General features: G+C 74.8%; 14 protein-coding genes. 5 read left to right on the top strand and 9 right to left on the bottom strand.

All coding sequences use genetic code 11. From position 1 onward, the window contains the following. From ACIRBY_RS10345 to ACIRBY_RS10365, 5 genes are all read right to left on the bottom strand, one after another. Complete coding sequence (locus ACIRBY_RS10345; RefSeq protein WP_403898837.1) at positions 1-1,434, bottom strand: phytoene desaturase family protein; 1,434 nt, start codon at positions 1,432-1,434, stop codon at positions 1-3. A gap of 51 nt (positions 1,435-1,485) precedes the next feature. After that, positions 1,486-2,100, bottom strand: a complete 615-nt coding sequence (locus tag ACIRBY_RS10350; RefSeq protein WP_403898840.1) for a DUF4126 domain-containing protein — start codon at positions 2,098-2,100, stop codon at positions 1,486-1,488. A gap of 126 nt (positions 2,101-2,226) precedes the next feature. Continuing rightward, positions 2,227-2,628, bottom strand: coding sequence for a DUF3040 domain-containing protein (locus ACIRBY_RS10355; RefSeq protein ID WP_042819942.1), 402 nt, complete (start codon positions 2,626-2,628; stop codon positions 2,227-2,229). Positions 2,629-2,919: 291 nt separating this feature from the next. Beyond that, positions 2,920-3,678 carry a class I SAM-dependent methyltransferase gene (locus ACIRBY_RS10360; RefSeq protein WP_403898843.1) on the bottom strand — a complete coding sequence of 253 codons (759 nt, stop codon included), beginning with the start codon at positions 3,676-3,678 and terminating at the stop codon, positions 2,920-2,922. Between the two features lie 77 nt (positions 3,679-3,755). Continuing rightward, the gene (locus tag ACIRBY_RS10365) at positions 3,756-4,238 is read right to left on the bottom strand and encodes an SAV_6107 family HEPN domain-containing protein (protein ID WP_403898846.1); all 483 of its coding nucleotides are present in this window, start codon (positions 4,236-4,238) and stop codon (positions 3,756-3,758) included. A gap of 201 nt (positions 4,239-4,439) precedes the next feature. On the opposite strand from ACIRBY_RS10365, the gene ACIRBY_RS10370 reads away from it, so the two are divergent. The 3 genes from ACIRBY_RS10370 to ACIRBY_RS10380 are packed head-to-tail and all read left to right on the top strand — an operon-like array spanning position 4,440 to position 8,192. Beyond that, positions 4,440-5,477 carry an ATP-binding cassette domain-containing protein gene (locus ACIRBY_RS10370; RefSeq protein WP_403898849.1) on the top strand — a complete coding sequence of 346 codons (1,038 nt, stop codon included), beginning with the start codon at positions 4,440-4,442 and terminating at the stop codon, positions 5,475-5,477. After that, positions 5,449-7,536, top strand: a complete 2,088-nt coding sequence (locus ACIRBY_RS10375) for a YhgE/Pip family protein (RefSeq protein ID WP_403898852.1) — start codon at positions 5,449-5,451, stop codon at positions 7,534-7,536. The genes ACIRBY_RS10370 and ACIRBY_RS10375 overlap by 29 nt, the downstream gene beginning before the upstream one ends. Positions 7,537-7,565: 29 nt before the next feature. Next, positions 7,566-8,192, top strand: coding sequence for a TetR/AcrR family transcriptional regulator (locus tag ACIRBY_RS10380; RefSeq protein ID WP_403898855.1), 627 nt, complete (start codon positions 7,566-7,568; stop codon positions 8,190-8,192). A 356-nt stretch (positions 8,193-8,548) separates the two neighbouring features. Here the strand turns inward: ACIRBY_RS10380 and ACIRBY_RS10385 are convergent, their stop codons facing one another. The 4 genes from ACIRBY_RS10385 to ACIRBY_RS10400 form a co-directional block, all read right to left on the bottom strand. After that, positions 8,549-10,975 carry a transglutaminaseTgpA domain-containing protein gene (locus ACIRBY_RS10385; RefSeq protein WP_403898858.1) on the bottom strand — a complete coding sequence of 809 codons (2,427 nt, stop codon included), beginning with the start codon at positions 10,973-10,975 and terminating at the stop codon, positions 8,549-8,551. After that, positions 10,972-12,333: a DUF58 domain-containing protein gene (locus ACIRBY_RS10390; protein ID WP_403898862.1), complete on the bottom strand. Its 1,362-nt coding sequence runs from the start codon at positions 12,331-12,333 to the stop codon at positions 10,972-10,974. The genes ACIRBY_RS10385 and ACIRBY_RS10390 overlap by 4 nt, the downstream gene beginning before the upstream one ends. After that, positions 12,333-13,343 carry an AAA family ATPase gene (locus ACIRBY_RS10395; protein WP_403898865.1) on the bottom strand — a complete coding sequence of 337 codons (1,011 nt, stop codon included), beginning with the start codon at positions 13,341-13,343 and terminating at the stop codon, positions 12,333-12,335. Before ACIRBY_RS10395 ends, ACIRBY_RS10390 begins: the two co-directional genes overlap by 1 nt. 136 nt (positions 13,344-13,479) lie before the next feature. Next, positions 13,480-14,031 carry a beta-class carbonic anhydrase gene (locus tag ACIRBY_RS10400; RefSeq protein WP_403898868.1) on the bottom strand — a complete coding sequence of 184 codons (552 nt, stop codon included), beginning with the start codon at positions 14,029-14,031 and terminating at the stop codon, positions 13,480-13,482. Between the two features lie 310 nt (positions 14,032-14,341). Between ACIRBY_RS10400 and rsmH the strand changes: the two genes are divergently transcribed. After that, on the top strand, positions 14,342-15,301 hold the full coding sequence (rsmH, locus tag ACIRBY_RS10405; RefSeq protein WP_403898871.1) for a 16S rRNA (cytosine(1402)-N(4))-methyltransferase RsmH: 960 nt from the start codon (positions 14,342-14,344) through the stop codon (positions 15,299-15,301). Next, entirely contained in the window at positions 15,298-15,840 is a 543-nt protein-coding gene (locus tag ACIRBY_RS10410; protein ID WP_403898874.1) for a hypothetical protein, read from the top strand. The genes rsmH and ACIRBY_RS10410 overlap by 4 nt, the downstream gene beginning before the upstream one ends. Positions 15,841-15,884 lie beyond the last annotated feature (44 nt).

The raw sequence follows: 15,884 nt of genomic DNA on the forward strand, positions 1-15,884 counted from the left end.
TCACTGCGAGCCGCGGAAGTCCGCCCCCTCGACGATCAGGCCGGCCACCAGGGCCCCCGTCATCCCCGCGTGCGCGAGTCCGCCGCCCGGGTGCGCCCAGCCGCCCGCGAGGTACAGCCCGGGCAGCCCCGTCGCGTTGGCCGGGTACAGCAGGCGCCCCCCGTCGCCGGGCAGGGCCGGGGCGGGCACCGAGCCGCCGAGGGCGCCCGTGGCCGCCTCCACGTGCGCCGGGGTGCGCACCTCCTGCCACAGCAGCCGCTTGCGCAGGTCGGGGACGGCCCGTGCGGCCAGGTCCAGGAGCTTCTCCGGGTCCGGGACCGCCGACCCGCCGGCGGGACCGCACACGGCGCTGACGGTGACCGCCTCGTGGTCCGCGTCGGGCCGGGTGGACGGGTCGTCCGGCCGCAGCACCGTGACCAGCTGGACGGCGGCGGAGCCGGGGGAGTGCACCAGCGTGCGGTGGACGGCGTCCTCGGGCCGCCCGCCGCGCAGGGCGAGCATCAGGGTCAGCCGGCCGGGCACCGAGCCGCCCCGGGCCTGCACGCTGCCGCGCGGCCAGGACACCGAGCCGGCCGGGAGCTGCCTCGGGTCGATGCCGCAGACCACGGAGTCGGCCTCGGCCTCGGTGCCGTCGGCCAGCCGGACCCCGGCCGCCCGGCCGTCCCGGGCCAGGACGCCCTTCACGGGGGCGCCGAAGACGAACTCCACCTTCCGCTCCAGGCAGCGCTCGTACACGGCGGTGGCCAGCTCGCGCATGCCGCCCCGGACGTACCAGCTGCCGAAGGTCTGCTCCATGTACGGCAGGGCCGCCGCGGAGGCGGGCGCCGAGTCGGGGTCGAGCCCGTACGCCAGGACCCGCCCGCGCAGCAGCTCCCCGAGCCCGCCGCCCAGTTCGCGCCGGGCCACCTCGGCCAGGGTCGGCTGGCGGCGGCGCAGCAGGCCGCTCCCGCGCAGCGCCGGGTAGGGGTCGCGGCCCAGGACCTGCCAGTCGGGGCGCAGCGGCTCCTCCAGCAGGGGGCGCCGGGTGGCGTCCCACGTGTCGCGGGCGCGGCCCAGCAGGTCGTTCCAGCGCTCGCCCGCGCCGGCGCCGAAGGCCCCGTCGAGGGCGGCGGCGACCCCGCCCCGGGAGGTGCCGGGGAGGGTGACGGAGGCGTGGTCGAGGACGTGCCGGACGGCCGGGTCCACCTGGACCATGCCGACGCACTCCTCCAGCGGCCGCTTGCCGGTCTTCACGAACAGGTCGCGGTAGACGGCGGGCAGGTGCAGCAGCCCCGGTCCGGTGTCGAAGGCGAAGCCGTCGCGCTCGTAGCGGCCCAGCGCGCCGCCGTACGTGGAGCCGCGCTCGTAGACCGTCACCCCGTGGCCCGCCACCGCCAGCCGCGCCGCCGTCGCCATCGCGCCCATGCCGGCGCCGATCACCGCAATTCTTGCCATGGCGCTGAGCCTATCGAGCGGGCGCCGCGCCCATCGAGCGAGGTCAGCGGCTCAGTGGGGCGGTGCCCCCCGGACCGCCCCCATCCGCTTCTCCTCGCGGCGCTGGGCCCGTCGTCGCCAGAAGCGGCGGATCCGGCTCCAGAGGTAGACGAGCAGCGCGATGCCGGCGGCGAGCAGGACGGCCGCGACGACCGCGGCGGCCACCGGGTGGAACATGGCGAAGGTGACGATGCCGGCCACCCCGAGGTCCTCGGCGCCGCTCAGCACGACGTTGCTGAACGGCTCGGGGGAGGTGTTGACGGCCATCCGGGTGCCGGCCTTGACGAGATGGCTGGCCAGCGCGGTGGAGCCGCCCAGGGCCCCGGCGGCGATCTCGGGCAGGGAGCCGCTCTGCCCGGCCAGGAGCGCGCCGACCACGGCCCCGGCCGCCGGGCGGATCACGGTGTGGACGGAGTCCCAGACGGAGTCCACGTACGGGATCTTGTCCGCGACGGCCTCGCACAGGAACAGCACGCCCGCCACGACGAGCACGTCGGTGCGCTGGAGGGAGGCCGGGACCTCGTCGGTCAGGCCGGTCGCGCCGAAGAGGCCGAGCAGGAGGACCACGGCGTAGGCGTTGATCCCGCTGGCCCAGCCGCTGGTGAAGACCAGGGGGAGCACACTCACACCGGCATCATGCCGCAGCACGGGGGGCCGGGGAGTCCGGGCGGGGGAATCGGCGGCGGAAAACCGTGAGGGGACGGCCGCCATCGCGCGGCCGTCCCCTCAGCGGACGGAAAACGGGTGCGGGGGCTAGTGCCCCTGCTCGTCACGGCGGCGCTGCCACCGTTCTTCGATCCTGGTCATCATCGACCGACGCTGCCGGTTCTGCCCGCGGGCCGAACCGCCTGCACTTCCGGAGACGGGCTGCTCGCCGGGCTTGGGTGCCTTGCGCCAACCGGTGACCACGAGGACCGTACAGGCCAGCATGACGAGGAATCCCACCACGCTGATCCAGAGCACTTCCTGCCAGATCACACCGGTCATGAGGAGCGCGATACCCACCACAATGCCTACGACTGCCTGGTAGACCCGTCGCCGGGTGTACGTGCGCAGTCCACTGCCCTCAAGCGCTGTCGCGAACTTGGGGTCTTCGGCGTACAGCGCTCGCTCCATCTGCTCGAGCATTCGCTGCTCGTGCTCCGAGAGCGGCACGGGAGTCCTCCTCATCCGTCGGTCGCGGGGGGTAGCGACCAGGGGTCCCCTTCAGGATAGGCGGGGAATCGCCCCCGTGATACCCGCCCTCTACGCCACATTCTGCAAATCGCTGAGCGAGAAAACCACTGCGTAGACGAGCACTGAGTGAAACGTACCGTCACCAGCGCGGTCACTGGGGCGGTTATTCCCCAATGAGCGGTCCGCCATGCCGAGCGGTGGTTCGATCATACGGGTCACGGCGAGGAAACGGAGGGGTCTCGGGGAGGTCGCCCCGGCCCGGCCCGCGGATCAGGCGGGCTTCTCGCCGAGGACGTGCAGCTGCGTGGCCACGGCGTGGAAGGCGGGCAGCTCGGCGGCGGCCTCCTCCAGGCGCAGCAGAGCCTCCACCGCGCCGGGCTCGGTGTCCACCAGCACGCCGGGCACCAGGTCGGCGAAGATCCGCACGCCGTGCACGGCGCCGACCTCCAGGCCGGCCCCGCCGACGAGCTCCGCCAGCTGCTCGGCGGTGAAGCGGCGCGGCACCGGGTCGCCGGCGCCCCAGCGCCCGGCCGGGTCGGTGAGCGCGGTGCGGGCCTCGGTGAAGTGCCCGGCCAGCGCCCGCGCCAGGACGGCCCCGCCCAGGCCGGCGCCGAGCAGGCTGAGGACGCCGCCGGGGCGCAGCGCGGCGACGGCGTTGGCCACGCCCTCGGCCGGGTCGTCCACGTACTCCAGCACGCCGTGGCAGACCACCACGTCGTAGGCGTCCCGCTCGACGACGTCCAGCAGGCCCTGGGCGTCGCCCTGGACCCCGCGCACCAGGTCGGCGACGCCCTCCTCGGCGACCCGGCGCTCCAGCCCGAACAGCGCGTTCGGGCTGGGGTCGACGACGGTCACGCGGTGGCCGAGCCGGGCGACGGGCACGGCGAACCTGCCGGTGCCGCCGCCGGTGTCGAGGACGTCCAGCACATCCCGCCCGGTCGCCTTCACCCGGCGGTCGAGGGCCTCCTTGAGGACCTCCCACACCACGGCGGTGCGGAGGGAGGCGCGGGGGCGGGAAGTGTCCGACACGGCTGATGACTCCTCGGCGGCATGGGTGGCGGGGTGCGGTGCGTGCCCCACCCTATTGCCTCGGCCGACCGCGCAGCTCATCCCGCGTCCGGACGCTCCGGACGGGGCTGCGGCAGGGGCTGAGCCACGGGCTGCAGCGCGAGCATCCGCTCCACCAGGCGCAGGAACATCCCGGCCTCCCGGACGAGGTCGTCGGCGTCCCGGCCGGTGGCCGCGTCCCGTATGCCCGCCTCGGCCCGGGCCCGGCGGGCGGCGCCGGAGGCGAACAGGGCGCTCCACTCGGCCAGCTCCGGCGCTATCTCCGGCAGCACCTCCCACGCGCTGCGGATCCTGGGCCGCCGCCTCGGGTTGACGGGCTCGGGCCTGCCGCGGGCGGCGAGCACCGCCGCGGCGGTGCGCAGGGCGGCGAGGTGGGCGGTGGCGTACCGCTCGTTGGGCCGGGGCAGCAGGGCGGCCTCGGCCAGGCCGCTGCGGGCCTTGGCGAGCAGGTCCAGGGCGGCCGGGGGTGCGGCCGCCCTGCGCGGGACGGGGTGGACAGGGGACGGGGACGGTGTGGCCATGACGAACCTCCTGTCGTTGCGTGGTGCTCGGCGGTGATGCCGGTTGGTGCGTCCGCGGTTGCGTGGATCCATCGTGGCGCCCCCCACTGACAATCGCCCTGACCTGTGCTTTTACCCCCAAAGTCCCCCTGCTGTACCGGCCTTGGTCCGGCACCTGCTAGTTTTTGAACTGACTGGTCAGTTCAAAAGAAGGGGGAGGGCGTGGACAGCCCGCACGGAGCCGCCGTCAAGGCCGAGGGCTTCGGACTCAAGGGCCCGCGCGGCTGGGTCTTCCGCGACGTCGGCATCGACGCCGCGCCCGGGTCGCTCATCGCGGTCGAAGGGCCCTCCGGCAGCGGCCGCACCTGCCTGCTCCTCGCCCTCACCGGCCGGATGAAGGCCACCGAGGGCCACGCCGAGATCGGCCGCCACCGCCTGCCGAAGAAGATGGCCGCGGTCCGCCGGATCGCCGCACTCGGCCCGGTCCCCGGGGTCAACGACCTCGACCAGGCGCTCACCGTCGCCGAGCAGCTGCGCGAGGGCGCCATGCTCCAGCGGCGCTACGAAGCCCCCGTGCGCGCCCTGCTGCGCCCGCGCGGCGCGCACCGCGCCCCGGCCCCGGCCCGGATCGAGGAGGCCCTGGCCGTCGTCGGGCTCGACCCGGCCGCCTTGCCCAAGGGCCCGCGCACCTCCGTACGGGACCTGGAGCGGCTGGAGGCCGTCCGGCTGTCCGTGGCCATCGCCCTGCTGGGCGGCCCCCGGCTGCTGGCCCTCGACGACCTCGACCTCAAGCTCTCGGACGCCGAACGCGCCGAGGCCTGGGCGATGCTCCGCGCGGTCGCCGCCCGGGGGACCACCGTCGTCGCGGTGTGCAGCGAGGCCCCGGACGACGCCACGGTGGTCCGCACGGGCCCGCCGGCCGAGGCGGCGCCCGCCCCGGAGCGGGCCGCGGCACCCCGCGCCGGGACCCGGAAGGTCACCTGGGGCGCCTCCGGCCCGGCGGAACCGGAAGCCGGAACGGAACCCGGGGAGAAGGCCGCCGCGCCCTCCCTGACCAAGCCGGCCGCGAAGCCGGCAACCAAGCCGAAGACCAAGCCGGACGCGAAGCCGGACGCGAAGCCGGACGCGAAGCCGGACACCGACCCGGACACCAAGGCCGCGGACCGCACCGGAACCGGCACCGGAACCGACGCAGCCGCAGCCGCAGACGACGACACGAAGGGGGCGGACGATGCGCTCGCCGAAACTGGCCGCGCTTGAGCTGAAGCGGTTCGGGCGGGGGAAGCTGCCCCGGGCCGCCCTCGTCGCGCTGCTCCTGCTGCCCCTGCTCTACGGAGCCCTGTACCTCTGGTCGTTCTGGGACCCGTACAAGCGCCTCGACCACGTCCCCGTCGCCCTCGTCAACGCCGACAAGGGCGCCACCGTGGGCGGCGAGCACCTCGACGTCGGCGGTGAGATCACCAGGAACCTGCGCGAGCGCAAGACCTTCGACTGGCGCGTGGTCAGCGCCGACGAGGCGGCCAAGGGCCTGGAGGACGGGACGTACTTCCTCTCCCTGACCATGCCCGCCGACTTCAGCGAGAAGGTCGCCTCCAGCGGCGGCGCCGACCCCACCACCGGGGCCCTCCAGGTCCGCACGAACGACGCCAACAACTACATCGTCGGCTCGATCTCGCGCACCGTCTTCTCCGAGGTCCGCTCGGCCGCCTCCACCAAGGCCTCCCGCAAGTTCCTGGACAAGATCTTCGTCTCCTTCTCCGACCTGCACGGCAAGACCGCCGAGGCCGCCGACGGCGCCGACAAGCTCAAGGACGGCGCGGGCAAGGCCCGGCAGGGCGCCCAGGACCTCGCCGACGGCCTCGACACGGCCAAGGAGAAGTCCGGCGAGCTCACCGGGGGCCTGAACAAGCTCAACTCGGCCGCCGGCCAGCTGGAGACCGGTACGCGCCAGATCGCCGAGGGCACCCAGAAGGTCGCCGACCTGGCGAACGGCGCCGCCGACAAGGCCCGCCCGTTCGTCAAGGACCCCAAGAACCTCGCGGACACCGCCAAGCTGGTCGCCGACACCGCCCACGTCGTCAACAACCACCTCGACAAGGCGGCCGAACACGCCCCGGGCGCCGCCGCGGCCGCCAAGCGCCTGTCGGGCTTCGCCGACTCCACCTACAACCAGTACTGCGCCAAGCCGGCCCCCCAGCTGCCCGCGGGTCTCTGCGAGGCCCAGAAGAAGATCAAGGACGACGCGGCCGAGGCCGCCCTGCTCACCGCCGACGTGAACACCGTCCTCGGCAACTCCAAGGGCGACCTCGCCAAGCTCAAGGAGCAGCTGACCAACCTGGAGAACAAGGCCCGCGAGCTCGCCGACAAGGCCCCCGGCCTCGCCGGCGACCTCAACGGGGCCGTGGCCCAGGCCAACGCCCTCAACGACGGCGCCCACAAGGTCGCCGACGGCATGGTCAAGCTCCACAACGGCATCGGCTCCGCCGCCGGCGGCTCCGGCAAGCTCGGCGAGGGCGTCGGCAAGCTCGGCGACGGCGCCCAGCAGCTGGGCGGCGGCATGGTCAAGCTGGTCGACGGCACCGGCGAACTCGCCGGGGGCCTCCACGACGGCGCCGGCAAGATCCCGGACTACGACCAGCGGCAGCGCGACGCCCGCACGCAGGTCATGGCCGACCCGGTCCAGCTCGCCAGCGACCCCCTGCACAAGGCGCCCAACTACGGCACCGGCTTCGCCCCGTACTTCATCCCGCTCTCCCTGTGGGTCGGCGCGATGGTCGCCTACATGCTGATCGCCCCCATGAACAAGCGGGCCCTGGCCGCCGGCGCCTCCGCCTGGCGGATCGCCTTCGCCGGCTGGCTGCCCGTGGTCGGCCTCGGCGCCGCGCAGGTGGGCGCGCTGATGTCCGTACTGCACTGGGGCCTCGGCCTGAAGATGGCCCACCCGGCCCTGACCATCGGGTTCCTGGTCCTGGTCACCGCCTGCTTCGCGGCGATCATCCAGTGGCTCAACGCCAAGTTCGGCGCCGCCGGCCGCATCCTGGTGCTCGCCGTCCTGATGCTCCAGCTGACCTCGGCGGGCGGTACCTACCCCGTCCAGACCAGCCCGGACTTCTTCAACGCCATCCACCCGTACCTGCCGATGTCGTACATCGTCGCGAGCCTGCGCCGCCTCATCACCGGCGGGGACCTCACCCCGGTGTGGCAGGGCGGCCTGGTCCTGGTCGCCTTCACGGCCGGCGCGCTGGCCCTCACCGCCCTCGCCGCCCGCGGCAAGCAGGTGTGGACGATGGACCGGCTGCACCCGGAACTGAGCCTGTAAGGGGCTGTTGACCTGTGAGAATCAGCGCCATGGAAAGCAGCAGCACCACCGTCGGCGGGGCCCGGCGGCAGGCCACGCGACAGAAGCTGTACGAAGCGGCCGTCACCCTCATCGCGGAGCAGGGCTTCTCCGCGACCACGGTCGACGAGATCGCCGAACGGGCGGGCGTGGCCAAGGGCACCGTCTACTACAACTTCGCGAGCAAGACCGAGCTCTTCGAGGAGCTCCTGCGGCACGGGGTGGGTCTGCTGACCGCCTCGCTGCGGGCGGCGGCCGACGAGACGGAGGCGCGCGGGGGCAGCCGCATCGAGGCCCTCGACGCGATGATCCGGGCTGGCCTGGTCTTCATCCACCGCTACCCGGCCTTCACCCAGCTCTACGTCGCCGAGCTCTGGCGGACCAACCGTGCCTGGCAGGGCACCCTGATGGTGGTCCGGGGCCAGGCGGTGGCCGTCGTCGAGTCGGTGCTGCGCGAGGGCGTAGAGCGCGGCGAGCTCAGCGCCGAGATCGACGTGCCGCTGACGGCGGCCGCGCTGGTCGGGATGGTGCTGGTGGCCGCGCTCGACTGGCAGGCCTTCCAGAGCGAGCGCTCGCTGGACGACGTCCACTCGGCGCTGTCGCTGCTGCTGCGGGGGCGCGTGAGCGGGAGCCGGTGACCCCCGGTCGGCGGTGCCGCCCGGGGGGCCGGGCGGCGTAGAACTGAGTATCCGTACCTAGGCGCACAGATGAGTACGCGTACGGATGGGCTCCCACCTGCGGAAACAGCAGACTGGGGGTTGGGGACAAGGGCGGGTCGGACCGCACCGCGGACACGGGGCCGCGGAGCGGACCGGCCACCGCCCGGGGAAACAGAACGCCGGTGCGTCCGGGCTCGGGGGGAACGAGCCCGGCCGCACCGGCGTTTTCCCGTCTCCGCCCCGATCGCCGGCGGGGCCGGATTCCGCGCGGCGGAACGCCGGCCCGTCAGCCCCGCCGCGGCGGAACGCCGGCCGCGCGGCGGCCGCCCGGCCCCTCAGCCCCGGTTGCGGAGCGGGAAGCGGACGCGGCCGCCCAGGCGGGCCAGGGCCGCCGACCCGGCCGACAGCCGGGCCGACACCGCGGCGGCCACCCGCGCCCCCGACCGAGGCAGCAGCAGCGCCCGCAGCCGGGCCCCGCGGCCGACCCCGGCCAGCAGCGCCGCCCGGGCCGCGACGACGTCCGCGGCCAGCCCGGGGTACGAGACGTCCGCGCCGGGCGGGGCGTACAGCGCCCGCTCGACCGCGCCCGCCACCCGGTGCACCGCCTCGGCGGCCCCGCCCTCCAGCCGGCCCAGCAGGACGACCCGCCCGGCCGCGCCGCGCGGCGACAGCGCCTCGTCGGGCGGGATGCCCACGTCCCAGGCGCAGTCGCCCAGCTCCCGCCAGGCGGCCAGTACGTCGCCCGTGCCCAGCCGCCGCCGGTGCACCCGGCGCCGCCACAGCAGGGGCAGCAGCGGCAGCCCGGCCGCCACCAGCGCCACCGCGGTCCAGCCGAGGACCGCGCCCGCCGACACCCCGCCGGACCCGGACCCGGTGCCCTGACCGGCCACCGGACCGCCGCACTCGCCGAGCTTCTTCTGCTCCGGCGGGCACGCCTCGGCCTGCGAGGGCGCGGGCGCCGGAGCCGACGCCGACGCCGAGGGCGCCGCGGAGGACGCGGACGGCTGCGGGGCCGGGGCCTCGGGGCGGCTGTACTCCGGCACCGTGATGCCCGAGCGGGGCGTCGGCTCGAACCGGGTCCAGCCCACGCCCTCGAAGTACAGCTCCGGCCAGGCGTGCGCGTCCCGCATGGAGACGTTCACCGTGCCGTCGGACTGCTTCTCGCCCGGGGTGAAACCGACCGCGACCCGCGCCGGGATGCCCAGCGTCCGCGACATCGCCGCCATCGAGAAGGCGAAGTGGACGCAGAAGCCCTCCTTGTCCTCCAGGAAGCGGACGATGGCCTGCGAACCCGTGCCCGAGGACACCTTCGTGTCGTAGCGGAAGCCGCCCGTCACGGCGAAGAAGTCCTGGAGCTTCACCGCCCGCGCGTAGTCGTCCTTCGCGCCCTGCGTCACCCGCCGCGCCGTCTCCGCCACCACCGGCGGCAGGTTGTCCGGCAGCTTCGTGTACTCCGCGTGCACCCCCGCGTTGGCGGGCGGCGCGGACTGGAGCTGCTCCGCCGTGGGCCGCAGCAGCAGGCTCCGGACGGTGTACTGCGCGCCCTGCACGTTCTGGAAGCGGTCCTTGGCCAGCTGGTCCCCGACCAGGGTCCGGCCGGCCGGCTCGAAGCGCCACTTCCCGCCGATGTCGACCTGCGTGGCCGGGTACGGCATCGGCAGGTAGCGCTGGGCGTACGTGTCCGCCGCCGAGACGGTGGTGCGCACCTCGACCGCGGTCGCCCGGACCTCCTCGGAGAGGCCCGACGGGTTCGGCAGCCGCTGCGGGACGTCCGTCAGCGGGCGGGCGGACGCCTCCCACTTGACCCCGTTGAACTCGTCGAGCGCCAGGATCCTCAGGTACTGCTCGCCGAGCTGCGGGCTGTCCGTGCGGTACTTCATCACGACCCGGTTGTCCTGCGCGTTCAGGCTGCTCTGCAGCGAGACCAGCGGGTTCACCGCCGAGATGGTGCCGCCGCCCCCGCCCGCCGACGGGGATTCCTCGCCCTGGTTGCCCAGCATCCCGCCGCCCAGCGACGGCAGCGCGGCCGGCACCGCCAGGGCCAGGCCCAGCGCGACCGCGCCGATCCGCCGCCCGGTGCGCACGGGGGCCACGGCGCGGGTGCCCCCGGCCCCGTTGGCCCCGTAGCCGGAGCCGGCGGAGGCGGGCGTACGGGCGCCCGGGGCCCCGCCGAAGACCCGGCCCCACTGGGCGAGCCGGTCGCGGCCCTCCGACAGCAGCATCATCAGGTAGCCCGCGCCGGCCAGCAGGAACGCGAGCCAGGTCTGGCCGCGCCCGGCCGAGAGCCCGGCGGCGACGGAGTACAGCGCCAGCAGCGGCAGCCCGGCCGCCGCGGCCGTCCGCATCGTCACCGCCAGGAAGTCCACCAGCAGCCCGATCGCCAGCACCCCGGCGAGCAGCAGCAGCCGGATGCCGTCCGTCAGCGGCGCCGGTATGGCGAACTCGCCCACGTCCCGCACGCCCTGCTGGAACAGCCCGGCGAAGTCGGTGACCAGGAAGGCCAGCGGCCCGCTCCCGGTGGACTCGGCCTTCCCCGCGAAGAGGAAGAGGAGCAGCAGCAGCGACACCAGCAGCTGCGCGCCCACGGTCAGCCACCGGGCGAGCGGCACCCGCCGCGCCCCGGCGCCCACCGCGGCCTGCACGGCCAGCAGCAGCGCCGCCTGGAGCAGCCAGCCGGAGGTCTCCACCAGCGGGGCCAGCGACCAGGAGGTCAGCAGCGTCGCCAGTGCCGCGAAGAGCGTCACGCGCGCCCGCCCGCTCATACCGTGCCTCCGGGGGTCCGCATGCCGAGGGGGGCGTTTCCGGCCTGTCGCCACAGTTCGGGGAAGGATGCGCCGGGCGGGACGGCCAGGGCCGTCCAGCCCGCGTCCCGCAGCCTGCGCAGCCGCTCCTCCACCCGCGAGGGCGCCCCGGTCCACAGCGCGGGGTCCAGTACGAACGCGAGCGCGGCCGCGCTGCGCTGGCGCATCCGGGCCGCCATCTCGGCCTGTTCGTCGTCGAGGTCGCCGAAGAACGCGACCAGCAGTCCGTCGCCGCCGGAGGAGCCGGAGCCGGTCCCGCCGCGCAGGGCGTCGTAGGCGCGGCCCAGGCCGCTGCCCTCGGAGTGGCCGACGACCGCGAGGGTGTCCATCATCAGCCCGGCCGCCTCGGCGGACTCCGGGCCCGCGCCGGAGGTCCCGCCGGCGAAGGCGCCGGCGCCGGGCACCGAGTCCCCGGTGTCGGTGAGCAGCCGCGCCGCGAAGCCCTGTTCGAGGACGTGCAGCAGGGTGGAGGCGGCGGCCGACACGGCCCACTCGAAGGCGGAGTCGGGGCCGGCGCCCTCGTGGGCGAGGTGGCGGGTGTCCAGCAGGACGGTGGCCTTGCTGCGCTGGGGCTGTTCCTCGCGGCGGACCATCAGCTCGCCGTAGCGGGCGGTGGAGCGCCAGTGGACCCGGCGCAGGTCGTCGCCGCGCCGGTAGGTGCGGGGGATCACGTCGTCGTCGCCGGCCAGGGCCAGGGAGCGGCGGTTGCCGTCGCCGTGGCCGCCCGCCTCGCCGGTCATCCGGACCGCGGGCAGGGGCTGGGTGCGCGGGACGACGGTGAGGGTGTCGTAGGCGCTGAAGGAGCGGGTCAGCTCGACCATCCCGAAGGGGTCGGTCAGCCGCAGCTGGAGCGGGCCCAGCGGATAGCGGCCGCGCAGGTCGGAGCGGACCCGGTAGGACACCTCGCGGCGGCCGCCGGGCTCGACCCGGTCCAGCACGAAGCGGGGGCGGGGCCCGAGGACGTAGGGCACCCGGTCCTGGAGCATGAGCAGCCCCGTGGGCATCCGGGAGACGTTCTCCAACCGCAGCTGCACCCGGGCCTCGCCGCCGGCGGGCACCCGCGGCGGGCTCAGCCGGCGGCCGGCGGTGACCTGCTGGCGGGTGCGGTGCAGGGCGACGACGCAGATCAGCGGGAGGACGACGAGCAGCAGCCCGACCCGCAGCAGCTGGCCCTGCCCGAGGACGTACGCGCAGACGGCCGCGGCGGCCCCGGCCGCGAGGAAGGAGCGGCCCCGGGTGGTCAGCCCGGACAGCGAGGCGCGCACCCCTCCGGGGTTCCCGGCCTGCCCGCCGGCGCCGTGCGGGGCACCGGCGCCCATCAGAAGCTCCGGGCGCCCGCGCCGGGCGGCACCTCGCCGCGGGTGTGCGAGGCGGGCACCGGGGTGCGCTGGAGGATGTCGTGGACGACCTGCTCGGCGGTGCGCCGGTTCAGCTGGGCCTGCGCGGTCGGCAGGAGGCGGTGCGCGAGGACGGGCGCGGCCAGCTGCTGGACGTCGTCGGGCAGCACGTAGTCGCGGCCGGACAGGGCGGCGGAGGCCTTCACGGCGCGCAGCAGGTGCAGGGTGGCGCGGGGGGAGGCGCCCAGGCGCAGGTCGGGGTGGCTGCGGGTGGCGGAGACCAGGTCGACGACGTAGCGCTTGACGGGGGCCGCGACGTACACCTCGCGGACGGCGTCTATCAGCTTGACGACGTCGTGGGCGTGCGCGACGGCGGTGAGGTCGTCGAGCGGGGAGAGCCCGCCGTGCACGTCGAGCATCTCCAGCTCGGCCTCGGGGCTGGGGTAGCCGACCGAGACGCGGGCCATGAAGCGGTCGCGCTGGGCCTCGGGGAGGGGGTAGGTGCCCTCCATCTCGACCGGGTTCTGGGTCGCGACGACCATGAAGGGGCTGGGCAGGGCGTAGGTGGTGCCGTCGATGGTGACCTGGCGCTCCTCCATCGACTCCAGCAGCGCCGACTGCGTCTTGGGGGAGGCCCGGTTGATCTCGTCGCCGATGACGATCTGGGCGAAGATCGCGCCGGGCTTGAACTCGAACTCGCGGCGCTGCTGGTCGTAGATGCTGACGCCGGTGATGTCCGAGGGCAGCAGGTCCGGGGTGAACTGGATGCGCTGGACCGAGCAGTCGATGGACTTGGCCAGGGTCTTGGCCAGCATCGTCTTGCCGACGCCGGGCACGTCCTCGATGAGCAGGTGGCCCTCGGCCAGCAGGACCACCAGCGCGAGGCGGACGACCTCGGGCTTGCCCTCGATCACGCGCTCGACCGACTGGCGGACCCGCTCGGCCGTGCTGGTCAGATCAGCGAGGCTCGCTCGGTCGTCGTACGTGGTCACCTGGTTCTCCTCGGCCCTTTCCCAGGGCCGACGCGCATGGCACACGGTCCGGCCCACCCCGAAACACGGACGCCGCCCCGGAGGGGTTCCGGGCGACGCCCCACCGCATTCTTGACGGCGTCCGGCGCTGTGTCACTCAGGTGGCCGGATCGATCTCCCGCAGGAGCCCGGTGTGCACGTCGAAGACGAAGCCTCGCACATCGTCCCGGTGGGGCAGGAACGGGTTGGTGCGAACCCGCTGCATGGACTGGCGCACGTCCTGGTCCACGTCGCGGAAGGCCTCCACCGCCCAGGCGGGGCGCTGGCCGACCTCGTCCTCCAGCTCGTGCCGGAAGTCCTCGGTCAGGCTTTCGAGACCGCAGCCGGTGTGGTGGATCAGTATCACGGTCCGGGTGCCCAGGGCGCGCTGGCTGATGGTGAGCGAGCGGATGGTGTCGTCGGTGACCACCCCGCCGGCGTTGCGGATGGTGTGGCAGTCGCCGAGCTCCAGGCCGAGGGCCTTGTGCAGGTCGAGACGGGCGTCCATGCAGGCCACGACGGCCACGTGCAGGACGGGGCGGGCGTCCATGCCGGGGTCGGCGAACTCCGCGGCGTAGCGGCGGTTGGCCGCGACGAGCCTGTCGGTGACGGAGTCGCCGCCGGATGCCGCGGACGCGGGGTGTGCGGGCAGGGATGCGGAAGTCGTCATGCCTACGACGGTAGTGGTCGCGGGCTGTCCGGGCAGGGGGCGGGGATGCACAAAGAAGGTCAACGATGCTTGTTGTGAGCTAACCCACAAGGGTGGGAAGGAGGCCGCCGTCCGGGTGATTCGCGGCTTTTGCGGGTGCGCCGGAGCGGGGGCGCACCGCGCGCGGGGCGGTTCGTTGACCGGGGCGGGCGTTGCACTAAAGTGACGCGAACCGGCCGGAGCCCGGCCCCACCGGCCGCCCGGCCCCCTGGTAACACTCCGCGTGCGCGGCGCGGCGTATGCCTGCCGCGCCGTTATCTGAGAGGGCGCTTTGACTAGCGAGTCCCGACATGTCCCGGTGATGCTCCAGCGGTGCCTGGACCTGTTGGCCCCGGCGCTGGAGAGGCCGGGGGCCGTCGTCGTCGACTGCACGCTCGGCCTCGGCGGCCACAGCGAGGCCCTGCTGACCCGGTTCCCCGAGGTGCGCCTGATCGGCCTCGACCGCGACAAGGAGGCCCTGCGGCTCTCCGGCGAGCGGCTCGCGCCCTTCGGCGACCGGGCCACCCTCGTCCACGCGATCTACGCCGACCTCGCCGAGGTCCTCGACGGCCTGGGGCTGCCCGCCGTCCAGGGGATCCTCTTCGACCTCGGCGTCTCCTCGATGCAGCTCGACGAGGCCGACCGCGGGTTCGCGTACGCCCAGGACGCACCCCTGGACATGCGCATGGACCAGACGACCGGCATCAGCGCCGCCGAGGTCCTCAACACCTACGCCCCCGGCGAGCTGGTCCGCATCCTGCGCCAGTACGGCGAGGAGAAGCAGGCCAAGCGGATCGTCTCGGCGATCGTGCGCGAGCGCGCGAAGGAGCCCTTCACCAACAGCGCCCGCCTCGTCGAGCTGATCCGCGACGCGCTGCCCCAGGCCGCCAAGCGCACCGGCGGCAACCCCGCCAAGCGGACCTTCCAGGCCCTGCGCATCGAGGTCAACGGGGAGCTCGCCGGCCTGGAGCGGGCCATCCCCGCCGCCGTCGACCGGATCTCGGTCGGCGGGCGGATCGCGGTCCTGTCGTACCACTCCCTGGAGGACCGGCTCGTCAAGCAGGTCTTCACCGCCGGCGCCACCTCCACCGCCCCGCCCGGGCTGCCCGTCGTACCCGAGAAGTACCAGCCGAGGCTGAAGCTGCTCACCCGCGGCGCGGAACTGCCCACCGAGGAGGAGATCGCCGAGAACCGGCGGGCCGCCCCGGCACGGTTCCGCGGCGTCGAGCGCATCCGCGAGGCACAGCGGTGACCAAGGCCGGGAAGGCGGGGCGGGCCGGGAAGGTGGCCACGCTGACCCGCGGGCAGGCAGCCCGCCTCGTACGGCCCCGCCCCGCCGGGGCCGGCCCCGCGGGCGCCCGGCAGGCGGCGAGGATGCCGTTCGTGCTGCTGGTCGTGGCGCTGCTGGCCGGCGGCCTGATCAGCCTGCTCCTGCTGAACTCGGCGCTCAACCAGGGCTCCTTCCAGCTGAGCAGGCTCAAGAAGGAGACCACCGCGCTGACCGACGAGCAGCAGGCGCTCCAGCGGGACGTCGACGGCTACTCCGCCCCCGACGCCCTCCAGCGGCGGGCCCGCGAGCTGGGCCTGGTGCCCGGCGGCAGCCCCGTCTTCCTCGGCCCCGACGGGAAGACCGCCGGCACCCCCGCCACGGCCGAGGCCCCGCCGCCGCCGTCCCCGGCGCCCCCCAGCCCGGCGCCGTCCTCGGCCCCGGCCGCCACGCAGAACCCGGACGGTCCGGCCCAGCCGGCCCCGAGCGGGACCCCGCCGCCTACCCCGACCCCAGGCAGGTGACCTCGTGACGCGGACCCCAGCGGGGCTTCTCCCCGCCCCGCCCC

Source organism: Streptomyces sp. NPDC096136 (assembly GCF_044763325.1).
Taxonomy (GTDB): Bacteria; Actinomycetota; Actinomycetes; order Streptomycetales; family Streptomycetaceae; genus Streptomyces.